This window comes from Caballeronia sp. ATUFL_F1_KS39 (genome assembly GCF_023630985.1).
GTDB classification, from domain to species: Bacteria; Pseudomonadota; Gammaproteobacteria; order Burkholderiales; family Burkholderiaceae; genus Caballeronia; species Caballeronia zhejiangensis.
Genome location: NZ_JALQDZ010000054.1, coordinates 33,434 through 49,551, shown reverse-complemented (window position 1 = coordinate 49,551; position 16,118 = coordinate 33,434). Strand labels below are relative to the sequence as shown.

The 16,118-nt window shown below is 63.0% G+C and carries 12 protein-coding genes; 8 read left to right on the top strand and 4 right to left on the bottom strand.

Features of this window, described 5'->3' with window-relative positions; genetic code table 11:
* Positions 1–19: 19 nt before the first annotated feature.
* The 3 genes from xsc to NCR93_RS27110 all read right to left on the bottom strand — a co-directional run bounded on the left by xsc (position 20) and on the right by NCR93_RS27110 (position 3,802).
* Positions 20–1,786 carry a sulfoacetaldehyde acetyltransferase gene (gene xsc / locus NCR93_RS27120; protein ID WP_051078970.1) on the bottom strand — a complete coding sequence of 589 codons (1,767 nt, stop codon included), beginning with the start codon at positions 1,784–1,786 and terminating at the stop codon, positions 20–22.
* 292 nt (positions 1,787–2,078) lie between these two features.
* The gene (locus NCR93_RS27115) at positions 2,079–2,927 is read right to left on the bottom strand and encodes an IclR family transcriptional regulator (protein WP_008346055.1); all 849 of its coding nucleotides are present in this window, start codon (positions 2,925–2,927) and stop codon (positions 2,079–2,081) included.
* A 122-nt stretch (positions 2,928–3,049) separates the two neighbouring features.
* On the bottom strand, positions 3,050–3,802 hold the full coding sequence (locus NCR93_RS27110; protein ID WP_008346053.1) for an IclR family transcriptional regulator: 753 nt from the start codon (positions 3,800–3,802) through the stop codon (positions 3,050–3,052).
* Positions 3,803–3,954: 152 nt separating this feature from the next.
* Between NCR93_RS27110 and NCR93_RS27105 the strand changes: the two genes are divergently transcribed.
* From NCR93_RS27105 to NCR93_RS27085, 5 genes are all read left to right on the top strand, one after another.
* Positions 3,955–4,941 (top strand): AAA family ATPase, encoded by a 987-nt coding sequence (locus tag NCR93_RS27105; RefSeq protein WP_008346051.1) that lies wholly within the window; start codon positions 3,955–3,957, stop codon positions 4,939–4,941.
* Positions 4,938–6,668, top strand: a complete 1,731-nt coding sequence (locus NCR93_RS27100; protein ID WP_175980326.1) for a cobaltochelatase CobT-related protein — start codon at positions 4,938–4,940, stop codon at positions 6,666–6,668. Before NCR93_RS27105 ends, NCR93_RS27100 begins: the two co-directional genes overlap by 4 nt.
* A 522-nt stretch (positions 6,669–7,190) precedes the next feature.
* Positions 7,191–8,624, top strand: a complete 1,434-nt coding sequence (locus tag NCR93_RS27095; protein ID WP_175980327.1) for an NAD(P)/FAD-dependent oxidoreductase — start codon at positions 7,191–7,193, stop codon at positions 8,622–8,624.
* A gap of 43 nt (positions 8,625–8,667) precedes the next feature.
* Positions 8,668–9,057, top strand: a complete 390-nt coding sequence (locus tag NCR93_RS27090) for a nuclear transport factor 2 family protein (RefSeq protein WP_008346044.1) — start codon at positions 8,668–8,670, stop codon at positions 9,055–9,057.
* 84 nt (positions 9,058–9,141) lie between these two features.
* A complete protein-coding gene (locus NCR93_RS27085; RefSeq protein WP_008346042.1) occupies positions 9,142–10,581 on the top strand; it encodes an amino acid permease in 1,440 nt (479 codons plus the stop codon).
* Between the two features lie 42 nt (positions 10,582–10,623).
* Here the strand turns inward: NCR93_RS27085 and NCR93_RS27080 are convergent, their stop codons facing one another.
* A complete protein-coding gene (locus NCR93_RS27080) occupies positions 10,624–11,403 on the bottom strand; it encodes an IclR family transcriptional regulator (protein WP_175980328.1) in 780 nt (259 codons plus the stop codon).
* A gap of 189 nt (positions 11,404–11,592) precedes the next feature.
* On the opposite strand from NCR93_RS27080, the gene sauS reads away from it, so the two are divergent.
* The 3 genes from sauS to NCR93_RS27065 are packed head-to-tail and all read left to right on the top strand — an operon-like array spanning position 11,593 to position 16,057.
* Positions 11,593–13,056: an acylating sulfoacetaldehyde dehydrogenase gene (sauS, locus tag NCR93_RS27075; RefSeq protein ID WP_250532308.1), complete on the top strand. Its 1,464-nt coding sequence runs from the start codon at positions 11,593–11,595 to the stop codon at positions 13,054–13,056.
* Positions 13,053–14,666, top strand: a complete 1,614-nt coding sequence (locus NCR93_RS27070; RefSeq protein ID WP_175980330.1) for an AMP-binding protein — start codon at positions 13,053–13,055, stop codon at positions 14,664–14,666. Before sauS ends, NCR93_RS27070 begins: the two co-directional genes overlap by 4 nt.
* Positions 14,667–14,716: 50 nt before the next feature.
* A complete protein-coding gene (locus tag NCR93_RS27065) occupies positions 14,717–16,057 on the top strand; it encodes an MFS transporter (RefSeq protein ID WP_008346035.1) in 1,341 nt (446 codons plus the stop codon).
* The last annotated feature ends 61 nt before the right edge of the window (positions 16,058–16,118 follow it).

Genomic DNA, 16,118 nt, shown 5'->3' with positions numbered 1-16,118 from the left:
CAGCGGCGTGAGGCAGGACTTAGACGTAGTCCTTGTACTTGTCCAGCATGCGTACCGGCTTCGAGAGCGCATCGCGGCGGAACGGATCGCCGAGCTCACGCGTGCACATGATTTCGATGATCGTCGTCTTGCCATGATTCATCTGCAGATCGATGGCCTTCTTCAGCGCCGGGCCCACATCCTCCAGCTTGTCGACGACGATGCCTTCCGCGCCCATCGCCTTCGCGATCTCGGCGAAGCTTTGATTGTCGAGCTCGCCCGCGACGAAGCGGCGGTTATAGAAGTCCACCTGATTCTTCTTCTCCGCGCCCCATTGACGGTTATGGAAGACGACGGCCGTCACCGGAATGTTGTGGCGCACGCATGTCATGGTCTCCATCAGGCTCATGCCCCACGCGCCATCGCCCGCATACGACACGGCCGGACGATGCGGCGCCGCGACCTTCGCGCCGATGATCGTCGGGAACGCATAGCCGCAATTACCCCAGCTCATCGCCGCGAAGAAGCTGCGCGGTTTGTTGAAGCGCAGATAGCTGTTCGCGACCGAGTTGATGTTGCCGATGTCCGTCGAGACCATCACGTCTTCCGGCATCGCCTTTTCGAGTTCGCGCAACACCTGACGCGGATGCAGATATTGGCCGCCGCTGAAGGGCTTCTCGCCCTTCTGCTCTTCGATCATGTCGAGGCTGTACGGATCGCGCTCGTGCGTCCACTCGTCGAGCTCCTTCTCCCACGCGGCTTTTTCAGAAGCGATGGTTTTCGCGCGGGCATCCTTCGTCGCATCGCAATCGAGCTTGCGGTCCGCGAGACGTTGCGTGAGCGCGATGGCAGTCGCCTTCGCATCGCCGCAAATGCCGACGGAAATCTTCTTCACGAGGCCGAGCATCTTGTGATCCGCATCGATCTGGATGACCTTCGCTTCCTTCGGCCAGTAGTCGAGACCGTGCTGCGGCAGCGTGCCGAACGGTCCGAGGCGCGAACCGAGCGCGATGACGACATCGGCCTGACTGAGCAGCTTCATCGCCGCCTTCGAGCCTTGATAACCGAGCGGGCCGCACCACAACGGATGATTCGCCGGGAACGAGTCGTTATGCAGATAGCTGTTGACGACCGGCGCGCCCAGACGTTCCGCGAGCGCCTTGCACTCTTCGATGGCATCGGACATCACCACGCCGCCGCCCGAGATGATGACGGGAAATTTCGCTTGCGCGAGCAGATCGGCCGCTTCGTTCAGGCTCTGGTCGCCACCGGGGCCGCGATCGAGACGCTGCGGCTTCGGAATCTCGACCTTCACCTGGCCGTAAAAATAGTCGCGCGGAATATTGAGCTGCGTCGGTCCCATTTCGGACATCGCGCGATCGAAGCAGCGCGCGGTGAATTCGGCCATCCGCGCCGGATGCGTGACGTGGCCCTGATACTTCGTGAATTCCTGGAACATCGGCAGTTGCTTCGCTTCCTGGAAACCGCCGAGGCCGATGCCCATCGTGCCGGCTTCCGGCGTGACGATCACGACCGGGCTGTGCGCCCAGTACGCCGCAGCGATGGCCGTCACCGCATTGCTGATGCCCGGACCATTCTGACCAATGACGACGCCGTGACGACCGGACACGCGCGAATAGCCGTCGGCCATATGACCCGCGCCCTGCTCGTGCACGACCGGAATGAGACGGATGCCGGCGGGCGCGAAGATGTCCATCGCGTCCATGAATGCCGAACCCATGATGCCGAACATCTCGGTCACGCCATTGGCGGCGAGCGTTTCGACGAATGCTTCGGACGGGGTCATCGCCTGCGGACCGCTGGGCGCCGCGCCGGTGGCGGCGAGGGTGGTCTTGGACGGACGTGCTTGGTCGTGCTCGCTCATGAATGTCTCCGGGTGAAATAAAACGGAACGTTCTGTTCCGGAATTCGTATCGTGAAGACATCGTAGGACAGGCCGATTCCGCGGTCAACCTGTTTTTCGAATAAATGGAATGATTCGTCTCTAAAAAATCGGAATGAAGTCGTTCAAAAGAAGGGCGAATCGCCGCCGATGCCCGTGCGGCGGCCTTCGGCGGGAAGTTCGGCGAAATGCGGAGTCAGCGTGCGGCGGGGCGTTGACGCGTCATGAGCGTCAGTCCGTCGGACGTATCGATGAGCGTTGCGAGTTTCACGGCGGTTTCGCGCAACTGCGGAACCGCCTGCAGCAGATCGTTGAGATTCGCGCGCGCGGTCGGCGCATGCGCGGCGAGGCACGCGAGCGCGCGCCCGGTGGAGGCGTCGGTGATGGGCACCGCGACCGCGACCATGCCGAGCACGAACTCCTCGTTATCGATGCCGATCCCGCGCGCCGCGAGCCGGTCGAGCTCGGCTTCGAGCAACGACCGGTCAGTCAGCGTGCGATGCGTCTTCTTGGTGAGCGTGAGGCGTCCGAGAATCTGGCGGCGCTCGGCCAGCGGCATCTGCGAAAGAAACAGCTTGCCGCTCGCCGTGCAATGCAGCGGCACGCGCATGCCGGCCTGCATGTGCAAGCGCAGCGGCTCGGCCGTTTCGACGCGCTCGATGTAAAGGACGGTATCGCCGTCGAGCGCGGTGAGATTGCAGCTTTCGCCGATCACGTCGACGAGCGAGCGCAGGATCGACCGGCATGCGCGCGTGAACGAATTGTTGGCGAGCGTGGCGAGTGCAAGCTGGGCGGCGCGCGGCCCGAGCGCGATGCCGCGATCGGTGCCGCGCGAGTCGGGCATGTGCGTGACATAGCCCTGCGCTTCGAGCGAATCGATCAGCCGGAGCAATGTCGCCTTGGGAATGCGTACGCGCGCCGCCAGTTGCGACAGCGTGTAGGCGTGGCCGGCGGCCGCCAGTTGTTCGAGCACGGCAAGCGGGCGAAGCGTCCGTGCTTCATCGCCGGCGTGTTCGGAAGGATCGAGATGTGTGACGTCGCGCATGAATCGGAAACGGAACGGTTGGTTTCGGATTACGACTACTTTACGCCGGGAAGCGGCGGCGACGCCACGATTTTCAGAACGCTCGGTTGCGTTTTTTTATACGGCTGATCCGGAACGGGCCTTCAGAATGTCTTGCCCAACTCCACCGCGGCTTCCTTCAGACGCGGCACCATTTCCAGCGCGCGCGAGAGCGGCGTGCGCGACACAGGCGCGTGAACGGCGATCGCCGCGATACATGTGCCGTGCGCGTCGGCGATGGGCGCGGCCGCGCACACGATGCCCTGCACGAACTCCTCGTTGTCGATCGCCACGCCCTTCTTCGCGATGCGGTCCAATTCCGCTTCCAGCATTTCCGTGTCGGTGATCGTGTTTGCCGTGTAGCGCTCGAGTTTCATCGCGCGCACGAGCGCATTGCGTTCCTCGCGCGGTTGCAGCGCGAGTAGCAGCTTGCCGCTCGCGCTGCACCAGACGGGTACATGCGAGCCGGGCTTGAGGTCGAGCCTGAGCGGCCACGGCGCTTCCACGCGATCCAGATACAGCACTTCGTTTTCATGCAGCATCGTCAGATTGCAGGTCTCGCCGAGATCGGAGACGAGCCGGGTGAGGATCGCATGACGCAAACGCCGTGCGCCCGCGTGCGTCATCACGTTGAGACCGAGTTGCGCAAGACGCGGGCCGACGACATACGCGTTTCGGTCGCCGGGCTCGCGAATCACGAGTCCGCCCGCTTCGAGCGACGCGAGCATCCGATGCAGCGAAGGCTTCGGCATACCCATGTCGTCGGCCATGTCCGTCAGCGACACGGGGTTGCCCGCCTGGACCAGATATTCCAGCAGCGCGAAGGCGCGCAGCGTGGGCGTGTCGGGCTTGTCCATCGGCATGATTTCCATATCAATTTGTCGACATTATTTTAAATGAGGTGCCGATCGCCGCCTCATATGCCGTTCGGATAAAAATAAACGAAATGAATTGTTCCGAAAAAGAATAGTTGCTATGCTGGAGTCTCTGCTACGGGAGACGAAGCCTCATGATGCGCGACACATGGATGGACGAGCCGGATCGGAAGGTGTCCGTGCGCTCGCTTTTCGGAATCGACACCGATCTGGACGTTCCTGCGTTCAGCACGCGCGATCCGCACGTTCCGGAAATCGACGAGGCGTACCGCTTCAATCCCGAGGTCACGCTGGCGATTCTCGCCGGCTTTGCATTCAACCGGCGCGTGATGGTGCAGGGGCTGCACGGCACCGGCAAGTCGACTCACATCGAACAGGTGGCGGCACGGCTCAACTGGCCTTGCATGCGCGTCAATCTCGATGGCCACGTGAGCCGCCTCGATCTCGTCGGCAAGGACGCGATCGTGGTGCGCGACGACGTGCAGATCACCGAGTTTCAGGAAGGCATCGTGCCTTGGGCGCTGCAACGGCCGGTTGCGCTCGTGTTCGACGAATACGACGCCGGCCGTCCCGACGTGATGTTCGTGATTCAACGAATTCTGGAACGCGACGGCAGTTTTACGCTGCTCGACCAGAACCGCGTGATCCAGCCGCATCGTTTTTTTCGGCTGTTCGCGACGACCAACACGATCGGCCTCGGAAACCTGAACGGTATGTATCACGGCACGCAGATGTTGAATCACGCGCAGATCGATCGCTGGAACGTCGTCGCGACGCTCAACTACCTGTCGCGCGAGGAAGAGGCCCGCATCGTGCTCGCGCGCGTGCCGCAGCTCGATGACGACGCGGGCCGCGCGCTCGTCGATTCGATGGTGAGCATGGCGGGCCTCACGCGGCGCGGCTTCGCGGCGGGTGATCTTTCGACGCTGATGTCGCCGCGCACCGTCATTAGCTGGGCGGAAAACCGCGAAGTTTTCCGCGATACGAAGCTCGCGCTGCGTCTCACTTTCCTGAACAAATGCGATGAAGCGGAACGGCCGATCGTCGCGGAATATTTTCAGCGCGCGTTCGGCGAGGAACTCGATACGCCATCGCAGTGGCACGACGAGTCGGCGCGATGAACGACTCGCGCGAACGCGCGCGACGCGATGCGCTGTGCGCGGCCACCGTGCGAGCCCTGACCGGCGACGACGCATTGCATTACCGCGGTGGCAAGTTGTATCGGCATCTGCGGCCGGTGCCGTTGCATGCGCCGCATTTGCGCGGCGAGCACAGAGAGGAAGATGACGCCGATTCGACGCGCGGCGCGGCCGATGCGTCCGCGTTGCGCATCGCGCATTCGGATGCCGCGCTGCATCGCGAACTCGCTCCCGGTGAACCCGTCGCGCGCATGGTCTTCGACATGCTCGAACAGTTGCGCTGCGAAACGCGCGTGCCTTCCGGCATGGAAGGCGTGAAGCGCAATGTGCGGCATCGCTTCGATGCGTGGTCGCTCGCGTGCTACGAATCGGGCTTGCTCGACAGCGAAATCGGCTTGTTGATTTACACGGCCGCGCAAATGGCGCAGTCGCGTCTTTCGGGCCGCGCCGTGCTCGAAGAAACCGAAGGGCTCATCGAAGCGACCCGTGCGGCGCTCGCGCCATCGCTCGGCAATGCGCTTGCGGGCATGCGCCGCCATCGTCACGACCAGCGCGCGTATGCGGTCCATGCGCTGGAAATCGCGCGAACGATAGACGAAATGGTGCAGGAAGTACGGCACACGTTCGTCGAGAGCGATTCATCCGACGACGAAGAAGAAGATGCCGCGCGCACCATGCTCGGCACCTGGTTCGATACCGACGACGAACATGGCGAACTCGAACGGCTGGCGCTCGCTGCGAGTGGCGACAGCAGCGCGCGCGAGGCGACGGGCGAGGCGTATCGCATCTTCACCACGCGTTACGACAAGACCGTTCGCCCATCGACGCTGATCCGGGCCGCGTTGTTGCGCGAATATCGCGAGCGGCTGGACGCTCTGATTGCCGCGCGGCATATCAACGTGCCGCGTCTCGCGCGCATGCTGCAGGCATCGATCACCGTGCCGCGTCGCGATGGCTGGTCGTTCGGCGAGGAAGACGGGCGCATCGACGGCCGGCGGCTCGCGCAAGTGGTGGCATCGCCGGATGAGCGGCGTGTCTTCAGACGCGAGCGCGAACGTCCGCACGCGGACTGTGCGGTGGGCTTTCTCATCGACTGCTCGGGCTCGATGAAGGCGAGCATCGAGCCGGTCACGGTGATGATCGACGTGCTCGTGCGAGCGCTTGGCATGGCGGGCGTCACGACGGAAGTGCTCGGCTTCACGACCGGCGCATGGAATGGCGGGCGCGCGAAGCTCGACTGGCTCGCGAAGGGCCGGCCGAAGTATCCGGGCCGGCTCAACGAAGCCTGCAACATGATTTTCAAGGAAGGGGAGGCAGGCTGGCGTGCCGGGCGACGCGATATCGCGGCGCTATTCAAGGCCGATCTGTTCCGCGAAGGTATCGACGGCGAAGCGGTGGATTGGGCATGCTCGCGGCTCATCGCGCGTGACGAAGCGCGCCGCATCCTCGTTGTCATCTCCGATGGAAGCCCGATGGACAGCGCGACCGCGCAAGCCAACGATCCGAACTATCTCGATCAGCACTTGAGGGAGGTCGTCGAGAAGCACGAAGCATCGCGCGCTGTGGAAGTGCTCGGCCTTGGCGTCGGCCTCGATTTGAGCACGTACTATCGGCATCACTTCGCAGTGGATCTGAGCGTTGCGCCGGACATGACGCTATTCGCGAAGCTCGCCGCATGGCTCGGTGCGCGGCGCAGAGGCACGACTTAACGCGCGATGTATGTCGTCGGTTTCGAACAGGCCGATGAAGACGATGGCGGTTTCGTCGACATCGCGGCATGGCATGACTTGCCAGCGCTTGCCGACGACGTGAATCTCGGCACACGTTCCATCACGAGCCGCGCGATGCTCTTCGCGCGCAAGAGGCGATCGCCGATCGACGCGCACGTGGCCTTGGGCAAGCGGCGATCGAAACGCTCATCGGAGCGAAAGGCAATGCTGCGCAGATCGGCGGGAAGATGACTCGAAGGCATGAATGCTTGCCCTTCGATGCCTGAGAGCGCTTCGGCATGGGTCACTCCGCATGATCATTGGCCTCCCGAGACATTCGGTGCGAGAGAGAAGGGATTCGGCTCAGTATGACCAGACAAAAAGCGCGCGCGGTAGTGCCAGACGCGACCAATCGCTGGGGCCAGCGGCGGCGGCATCCTGGCACTAACGATGGTTTCGGCGTGGCTCTAAGCGGTACGTCGAGTTCGGTGCAGTATGAGGGTACTTTCCAAGGAGTCATCGGTGGCTACTCTCGACTACGTTGCGCCGGCCTTTCGTGGCGCGTGCGCCCCATACGATCCGCTCTACGACCCGCTCGTTTCGCCCATCGGTCGTCAGCCGATGGATTACGCGCCCACCTACTGGGTCGCGACGGCAGGCGAGCCGCCCGAAGACGACGGCCCCTTGCCCGGCGATGCCGACGTCGACGTGTTGATCGTCGGCGCGGGATTCACCGGCCTTTCGACGGCGCTCTTTCTGGCGCGCGAACATGGCATCCGCGCGACCATCGTCGATGCGAATCGCACGGCATGGGGCTGCACGAGCCGCAACGGCGGGCAAGGGCAGAACGCGAGCGGACGCCTCTATCGCTCGCAATGGATCGAACGCTGGGGCAAGCAGACGGCGCTCAGGCTCGATGCCGAGATCCGCGAAGGTTTCGACACCTTCAAGCAATTGATCGGCGAGTTCACATGCGATCCGCAGCCGGGCGGGCATCTGTACATCGCGCATCGCGCGCGCAAGATGGACTTTCTCGCGAACGAATGCAAAGTGATGCGCGACGTATTCGGCTACGACGCGCGCATGCTGAGCGCGAAGGAAGTCGCGCAATCGTATGTCGACGATCGCGAGAATTGCGGCGCGCTGCTGGAGCCCGATGGCATCGGCGTGCATCCGTTGAAGCTCGCGTTCGGCTATATGCGTATGGCGCGCTCGCTCGGCGTGAAGGTGCATCCGGGCACGCCGGTCCTCAACGTCGAGACGATTCGCGGCGTGCATCATGTCCGCACGCCGCGCGGCGTGATTCGCGCGAAGGCGATCGCGTTCGCGACCGGCGGCTATACGCGCAACGACATGCATCGCGCGCTATCCGCGAAGATCATGCCGATACTCTCGAACTCGCTCGTTACGCGGCCGCTTACGCAGGAAGAACTCGCATCGACCAATTTCCTCTCGCGCCAGGTCATTACCGATACGCGCACGCTGCGCTTCTACTATCGGCTGTTGCCGGATAACCGCGTGCAGATCGGCAGCCGCAGCGCGATCACCGGCGCCGATGCGGCAAACCCTCGCCATATGGACGTGCTCATCGAGGGCTTGCATCGCAAGTTTCCATCGCTCAAAGGCATTCGCATCGATTACTCGTGGTGGGGCTGGGTCGATGTGAGTCACGACATGATGCCGCGCGTCGCGCAACCCGATCCGCAGCAGAGCATTTTTTATGCAGTCGGTTATGGCGGAAACGGCGTGTCGTTCTCCGCGCATGCGGGGCGGCGCATGGCCGAGCGCGTCGCGGGAAAGTGGCAGCACAGCCGCGACGATCTGCCGATCTACGACTCCGCGCTCGAATATCCGAACGTGATGGGCATGGTGAAGTGGAAAGGCTTCGCGCCGTTCCGCCGCGTCGGCCAACGGTTTCTGTATCACAAGTATCTGGCGCAGGACGAGAAGCGCTGAACGCATTTTGGTCTCTTTCGCAACGCACTGAAAACATCGACACATGAGCACACAAACGAATCAGGATTACATTCGCCTCTTGCAGACGTTCAACGATGCATGGAACCGCCACGACATCGACGCGCTGATGAACTGCATGGCGGACGAATGCGTTTTTCACGGCGTGGCCGGACCCGATGCGCTGGGCCGCACGTTCAAGGGCCGGGACGAAGTGCGCAAGGGCTTCACGCTTGCGTGGGAAACCTTTCCCGATGCATCGTGGAATGACGGCGAGCACTTCGTGAGCGGCAATCGCGGCGTATCGGAATCGACGTTTCGCGGCACGAAGGCGGACGGCTCGCGCATCGAGGCGCGCATGGTGGACGTCTTCACGTTCAGCGATGGCAGGATCGCGGTGAAGAACGCCTATCGAAAGGATCGTCCGGCGCTTTGAAGCGTCATTGAACGAACGCCTCGACCCGCCGGCAACGAACCCGCGGGCGAGCGCCGAATCGATACAAGCAAATCAGGAGACGACATGCAATCGAGTACGGAGCAGAGCGATCTCAAGTGTGGCCTCAAGCAGCGCCACATGACGATGATCGCATTGGGCGGCGTCATAGGCGCCGGACTATTCGTCGGGAGCGGCGTGGTGATCCAGCAGGCCGGACCCGCGGCGATTCTCTCGTTTCTCATCACGGGCGGCCTCGTGGTTCTCGTCATGCGTATGCTCGGCGAGATGGCCTGCGCGATGCCCGCCGTCGGCTCGTTCTACGAATATGCGCGGCTCGCGTTCAAGACGCAGCGCGGGCCGGGCCGTCTCGCCGGGTTCCTGACGGGCTGGATGTACTGGTACTTCTGGGTCATCGTGATCGCGCTCGAAGCAGTCGCGGGCGCGAAGCTCGTGCAGTTCTGGATACCGGATGTGCCTGCATGGATGATCAGCCTGGTGTTGCTCGTCGTGCTCACGCTGACCAATCTCATTTCGGTCGGCAGTTATGGCGAATTCGAGTTCTGGTTTTCGTCGATCAAGGTCGGCGCGATCATCGTGTTCCTGTTTCTCGGCGGCCTGTACGTCTGCGGCTTCTGGCCCGCATCGATGCACACGACCGATGTCGCCGCGACGTTCCTCGGCCATGGCGGCTTCATGCCGAAGGGTATCGGGCCCGTGATGACGGGCGCGGTCGCGGCGACCGGCTTCTACTTCGGCGCGGAAATCGTCACGATCGCGGCGGCCGAAGCGAAGGAGCCTGCGAAGGCAGTTGCGAAGGCAACTAATTCCGTCATCACGCGAGTGCTCGTGTTCTATGTCGGATCGGTGGCGCTCGTCGTCGCGCTGGTGCCGTGGAATTCGCATCAGATGGCGACGCCTTATGTCAGCGCGCTCGAAGTAATGGGCATGCCCGCCGCAGCCAACGTGATGAACGCGATCGTCCTCACCGCCGTGCTGTCCGCGCTGAACTCGGGCCTCTATGCGGCATCGCGCATGCTGTTCGCGTTGACGCGTCACGGCGATGCGCCGCTCGGACTCGCGAAGGTCAACAAGCGCGGCGTGCCGACGCGCGCCATTCTGCTCGGCACGGTGTTCGGGTATGTGTCGGTGGTGATGTCGTATGTATCGCCGGATACGGTGTTCGCGTTCCTCGTGAATTCGTATGGCACGGTGGCGATCTTCGTGTATCTGCTGATCGCGTTTTCGCAACTGCGCTTGCGCGGCCGTATGACGAGCTTCGAAGTAAGCGACCTGCGCGTACGCATGTGGGGATTTCCCTATCTCACGTGGCTCGCGATCTTCGGGATGATGGCGATTCTCGTCGCGATGGCCTTCATTCCCGATCAACGCAAGCCGCTGTGGCTGGGCGTCGCGAGTCTCGGCATTCTGATCGTCGCGTATGTCGTGTTCAAGCGCGGCCGCAAGGAAGTCGAGGTCGAAGACGAACATCATTCGACGCGGCATCTCCAGACCAGCGAACGATAAGCACTGAAGCAAAGGCCGGTTTGCCGAATCGAAAACCGGCCTTCAATCCTTGAACGTCTTCGCGGTTTCTTCCGCAGCACGGCGCAGATCGGGTTCGAACGCAAGCAACTGATCGAGCGCCACGCGCCCCACCGGCGCCTGAATCGCAATCGCCGCACACGCGCGATTGCGATCGAGCATCACCGGCACCGCGATCGCAACGAGTCCCTGCAAATGCTCCTGATTGTTGATGGCGAGCATGCGGCGGCGTGTCAATGCGAGCTCCTTGCGCAGTGCGTCGCGATCGGTGATCGTGCGCTCCGAATACGAACGCAACGGCAAGCGTTCGATCATGCGTTCGCGCCGATCCTTCGGCAAAAAGCTCAGCAGCAGCTTGCCGCTTGCGGAGCAATGCAACGGCACATGCGAACCTGGCTGCAGATGCATGCGCAGCGGCCATCCCGTTTCGACGCGATCCACATAGACGACGTCGTTGCCCGCGAGCATCGTCAGATTGCATGTTTCGCCGACGCGCATGACGAGCTGTTCCAATAGCGCATGACGCGCCGCAGCGGGACCCGCGTGCATCAGCACGTTGATGGCGAGCGTACGCACGCGCGCCGAGCATTCATAAAGCTTGTCGCTTGCGCCGCGCGTGACGAGCCATGCGTCCATCAACTGCACCAGGATGCGATGCACGGTCTGTTTGGGCAGACCCAATGCATCGACGAGCTCGGTCATGGAAAGCGGGCGATTCGCCTCGGCGAGCGTTTCGAGCACGCGAAACGCGCGCACGGCGGCGGCATTCGATTGATTCGAAGTCACGCTTGTCTCCGTTCGCATACTTTTCGGTTTTATTTCATTGTGCGTCGAAAACACCGGTTTTCGGGACTCTAAAAAGTCCCGAAAAGCTGAATTTCCGATGCTCGCGCTATCGCTGCACGCGTTAGTCCAGAAAACGGGACCGCGCGACGGACGCGGCTGACTAGATTGGAAAGCACCTTCAATCTTCCAACAGCCGAGGTTTATCGCATGAATCACATGGCAAGCGGCGCGACGCTCGCACGTCCTCACGACGATGCGCCGAATCAACCAGAACCCGATGTGGAGCGCATCGTTGCCGCGCTCGTGGCGCGAGGGCGCGCCGCGCAACGACGCTTCGAACAAGCGGGCCAGGAGACGCTCGACTTAGCTGCATCGGCCGCAGCGTGGGCCATCATGGAGCCGCAGCGCAACCGGCAACTCGCGGACCTGGCCGTGCGCGATACGGGCCTCGGCAACGCCGACGACAAATTCCGCAAGAACCATCGCAAGACGCTCGGCCTGCTGCGCGATCTTCACGGCGTCGCGACGACGGGCGTGATCGCGCGCGACGAGGAACACGGCATCGTCGAAATTGCGCGCGCGGTCGGCGTCGTGGCGGCGATCACGCCATCGACGAATCCGGCCGCGACGCCCGCCAACAAGATCATCAACGCGCTCAAGTGCGGCAACGCGGTCATCGTCGCGCCCTCACCGAAGGGCTATTCGTCGTGCGCGTTGCTCATCGAGTTCATTCATGCGGAGTTCGCGAAGGCCGGTCTCGATCGCGATCTCGTGCAGATGTTGCCGCATCCGATCGGCAAGGCCGCGACCGCCGCGTTGATGAAGCTCGCGGATCTCGTCGTCGCGACGGGCTCGCAGGCGAACGTCCGCATGGCCTATACGAGCGGCACGCCCGCGTTCGGCGTGGGCGCGGGCAACGTCGCATCGATCGTCGCGGCGAGCGCGATTCCCGATGATGCAGCGCGCAAGATTGCCGCGTCCAAGACGTTCGACAACGCGACGAGTTGTTCATCGGAGAACAGTGTCGTGATCGAAGACGCGATCCATGCACGCATGCTCGATGCGTTGACGAAGCAGGGCGGCGTGCTGCTCGACGGTGCGCAGAAGGCGCGGTTGCAGGCGGCGATGTGGCACGACGGCAAGCTCTCGGCGCGCTGCACCGCGCGCTCGGCGACGGCCATTGCGCGCGAAGCGGGCCTCGACGATATCGCGGCGCGCGAGCCGAAGTTCTTGATGGTCGAGGAGAGCGGCTACGGCGCCGAGTATCCGTTCTCCGGCGAAAAGCTCTCGCCCGTGCTGACGGTCTATCGCGCGCGCGACATCGACGCCGCAATCGGCATCGTGCGCGGCATCTACCAATACATGGGCGCGGGACATTCGGTCGGCGTGCACGGCGCGGACGATGCCCTCGCCGTCCGGCTCGGCACTGAATTGCCGGTGGCGCGCGTGATCGTCGATCAGGCGCACTGCCTCGCGACCGGCGGCAACTTCGACAACGGCCTGCCGTTCTCGCTGTCGATGGGATGCGGCACTTGGGGCGGCAACAACTTCTCGGCGAATCTCGGCTATCGGCAATACCTGAACGTGACGCGCATCGCGTATCGGATTGCGGAGCGCGTGCCGGAAGTCGACGCGTTGCTCGGCGATTACTTCAGGAGGATCGGGCGATGAGCGCGCTAGCGGATCGAATCGTTCCTTCCGATCGTGCGCCGGTCGTTGCATCCACGTTGCGCGCATTGATCGACGCTCGCGCCGGACGCGCACCGGACAAACCCTTCCTGCTGTCCGCGGTCGGAGACGACATGCTGACCTTCGGCGCGTTGCGCGAAGCATGTCTCGCGCTGGAAGAGCGTTTTCATGCTGCGGGCCTGCGTGCGGGCGATGTCGTGTCCGTCTTCATGGGCAACGGCATTCAGACCGCGCGGCTGCTGCTGGCGGCGATGTATAGCGGCCTGGTGGCGAATCCGCTGAATCTCTTGTGTCAGCCTTCGCAGGTGCGCTATATCGTCGAGCATTCGGAGACGCGCGCGATCTTCGTCGCCGATGACACGCACGACACCATCGTCGAAGCGATCGACGTGTTGCGTCGCGAAGGCATGGACCGTGACGTCGCTGTGGTGCGTACGTCGCCCGATGCGAACGCTTTACCCGATATCCCGACGCTTCCGTCACGCACGATCGGACTCGTGCGCGACGAAACGCCCGGCGCGCATATCGTCGCGAGCGATGCGGGCGCGATGAATCCCGGCGATACGGCGCTGCTCATGTACACGTCGGGCACGACGGGCGCGCCCAAAGGCGTGCTGCTGAGTCATCGCAGCCTGCTCGCCAACATGCGCAACATCAGCGACGAACATCGTCTATCCGATGATGATCGCGTGCTCGTATCGTTGCCGCTCTATCACATCAACGGTCTCGTCGTCGCGCTGCTGTCGCCACTGTGGCACGGCGGATCGGCGGTGATGACGCCGCGTTTCTCGGCGCGCACGTTCTGGAACGAGGCATCGCAGTTCGGATGCACATGGATCAACGTGGTGCCGACCATCGTCGCTTATCTGCTGAACGGCGAGGGCGCTGAGGGCTGCGATCTGTCGGCGCTGAAATTTTGCCGCAGCGCGTCGGCAGCGTTACCGGCCGATCATCATCGGGCGTTCGAGAAGCGCTTTCGCATCGGCGTCATCGAAACGATGGGCATGACGGAGACCGCCGCGCCGATATTCAGTAATCCGTATGACGAAACGTTAAGGCGAATCGGCAGTATCGGCTTGCCTTCCGGCGGCGAAGCGAAGATCGTCGACATCGATGGACGTGAGTGCGCGCCCAACGAAACCGGCGAGCTCGTGCTGCGCGGCGAGCAATTGATGAGCGGCTACTACAAGCGTCCGGAAGAAACGCGCAACGCGTTCACGGAAGACGGATGGCTGCGCAGCGGCGATCTCGGCTACCGCGACGAGGCGGGCTTCTTCTACATCAATGGACGCGCGAAGGAACTGATCATCAAGGGCGGCGAGAACATCGCGCCGCGCGAGATCGACGAAGCGCTGCTGCGTCATCCCGGCGTGCTCGAAGCAGCGGCCGTCGGCGTGCCCGATGCGGCGTATGGCCAGGACATCGTCGCGTACATCGTGCCGAACGGCGGCGCGGCATCGCTCGATGTGGCCGACTTGCGCGCGCACTGTCTGCGCGAACTCGGCCGTTACAAGACGCCGCGTGAATTCCGCTTCACCGATGCATTGCCGCGCGGACCTTCGGGCAAGGTGCAGCGCCTGAAGCTCGTATAGCTGACACGGCTCGATATTCCACATCAGATGGACCAAAGGAAGGAGACACTGTGAACAAGCAACGTCAGCGCGTGAAGACGCGCCATATCATTCTCGGCGTGATGTGTCTGATGTACTTCATCTCGTACATCGATCGGGTGAACATCGCCGTGGCAGGACCGTTGATCCGGCAGGAGATGGGCCTCACGTCCGTGCAGCTCGGGCTCGTGTTCTCCGCGTTCGCGTATCCGTATGCGGTGATGCAGATCGTCGGCGGATGGCTTGCCGATCGATTCGGCCCGAAGCTCGTATTGACCGTGCTCTCGTTGATATGGGGCGCGGCGACGCTCGCGACGGGCTTCGCGGGCAGCATCGGCATGCTCGTGCTGTTGCGCCTTGCGTTGGGCATCGGCGAGGGCGGCGCGTTTCCGACCGCCACGCGCGCCTTCACGTTCTGGATGCCGGTGCGCGAACGCGGCTTTGCACAAGGCATCACGCATAGTTTCGCGCGGCTCGGCGGCGCGGTGACGCCGCCGCTCGTGCTTGCCGTGGTCGCAGCGAGCGGCTGGCGCGAGGCATTCATTCTGCTGGGCATCGCGAGCCTTGCGTGGACGGTGCTGTATCTCTTCGTCTTCACCAATTCACCCGATGAAAACCGCCGCGTGACGCCCGAGGAAACCGCTGAGATCGGCTATCGCGCGGGAGAATGCGCGCGCGCGAGAAAGCAGCCGACGCCGTGGCGCATGCTGATTCATCGCATGTGGCTCGTGACCTTCGTCGACTTTTGCTATGGCTGGCTGCTGTGGGTGTATCTGACGTGGCTGCCTTCGTATCTGAAGGAATCGCGCGGCTTCGATCTGAAGCATCTCGCGCTGTTCACCGCATTGCCGCTGCTTGCCGGTGTGATCGGCGATACGCTCGGCGGGGTGCTGTCGGACCGCATCTACCGGATCACGGGAAAACTGCGGCTCGCGCGCTGCAGCATTCTCGTGGTGGGCATGGGCGGGTCGCTCGCCTTCCTTCTGCCGATGGTCAATGCGCCGAGCCCGATCATGGCGGTGTGGTTTCTGACGGCATCGTTCTTCTTCCTCGAGATCACGAATCCGGTGCTGTGGACGTTGCCGCTCGATATCGCGGGCAAGTATGCGGGCACGGCGGGCGGCATGATGAACACGGGCTTCGGCATCGCGGGAATGGTGTCGCCGGTCGCGTTCGGTTATCTGATCCAGCAGACAGGAAGCTATAACGTGCCGTTCACGATTTCAGCGGGATTGCTCGCGGTCGGTGCGGTCGCGGCGCTTTTCATCGATACGAGCAAGACCGTCGAAGCCGATGAAGCGCGTGCGGCGCGCAGTCGCGAGGAGATGGGCGTGCCGGCGTTCGCGGGAGGGGCGGGGCAGTGGCATGAGTAGCGGCGTTCGCGCGTCGCATTGTTACGGTTGAGACGCTCGGCTCTGTTACGCTCCGGCATCC

Bases quoted from the DNA above. Each gene is read 5' to 3' on its own strand.
- NCR93_RS27110 (WP_008346053.1), bottom strand. From the start codon at position 3,802: ATGGACAAGCCCGACACGCCCACGCTGCGCGCCTTCGCGCTGCTGGAA.
- NCR93_RS27115 (WP_008346055.1), bottom strand. From the start codon at position 2,927: ATGCGCGACGTCACACATCTCGATCCTTCCGAACACGCCGGCGATGAA.
- NCR93_RS27100 (WP_175980326.1), top strand. From the start codon at position 4,938: ATGAACGACTCGCGCGAACGCGCGCGACGCGATGCGCTGTGCGCGGCC.
- NCR93_RS27070 (WP_175980330.1), top strand. From the start codon at position 13,053: ATGAGCGCGCTAGCGGATCGAATCGTTCCTTCCGATCGTGCGCCGGTC.
- NCR93_RS27090 (WP_008346044.1), top strand. From the start codon at position 8,668: ATGAGCACACAAACGAATCAGGATTACATTCGCCTCTTGCAGACGTTC.
- NCR93_RS27105 (WP_008346051.1), top strand. From the start codon at position 3,955: ATGATGCGCGACACATGGATGGACGAGCCGGATCGGAAGGTGTCCGTG.
- NCR93_RS27080 (WP_175980328.1), bottom strand. From the start codon at position 11,403: ATGCGAACGGAGACAAGCGTGACTTCGAATCAATCGAATGCCGCCGCC.
- sauS (WP_250532308.1), top strand. From the start codon at position 11,593: ATGAATCACATGGCAAGCGGCGCGACGCTCGCACGTCCTCACGACGAT.
- xsc (WP_051078970.1), bottom strand. From the start codon at position 1,786: ATGACCCCGTCCGAAGCATTCGTCGAAACGCTCGCCGCCAATGGCGTG.
- NCR93_RS27085 (WP_008346042.1), top strand. From the start codon at position 9,142: ATGCAATCGAGTACGGAGCAGAGCGATCTCAAGTGTGGCCTCAAGCAG.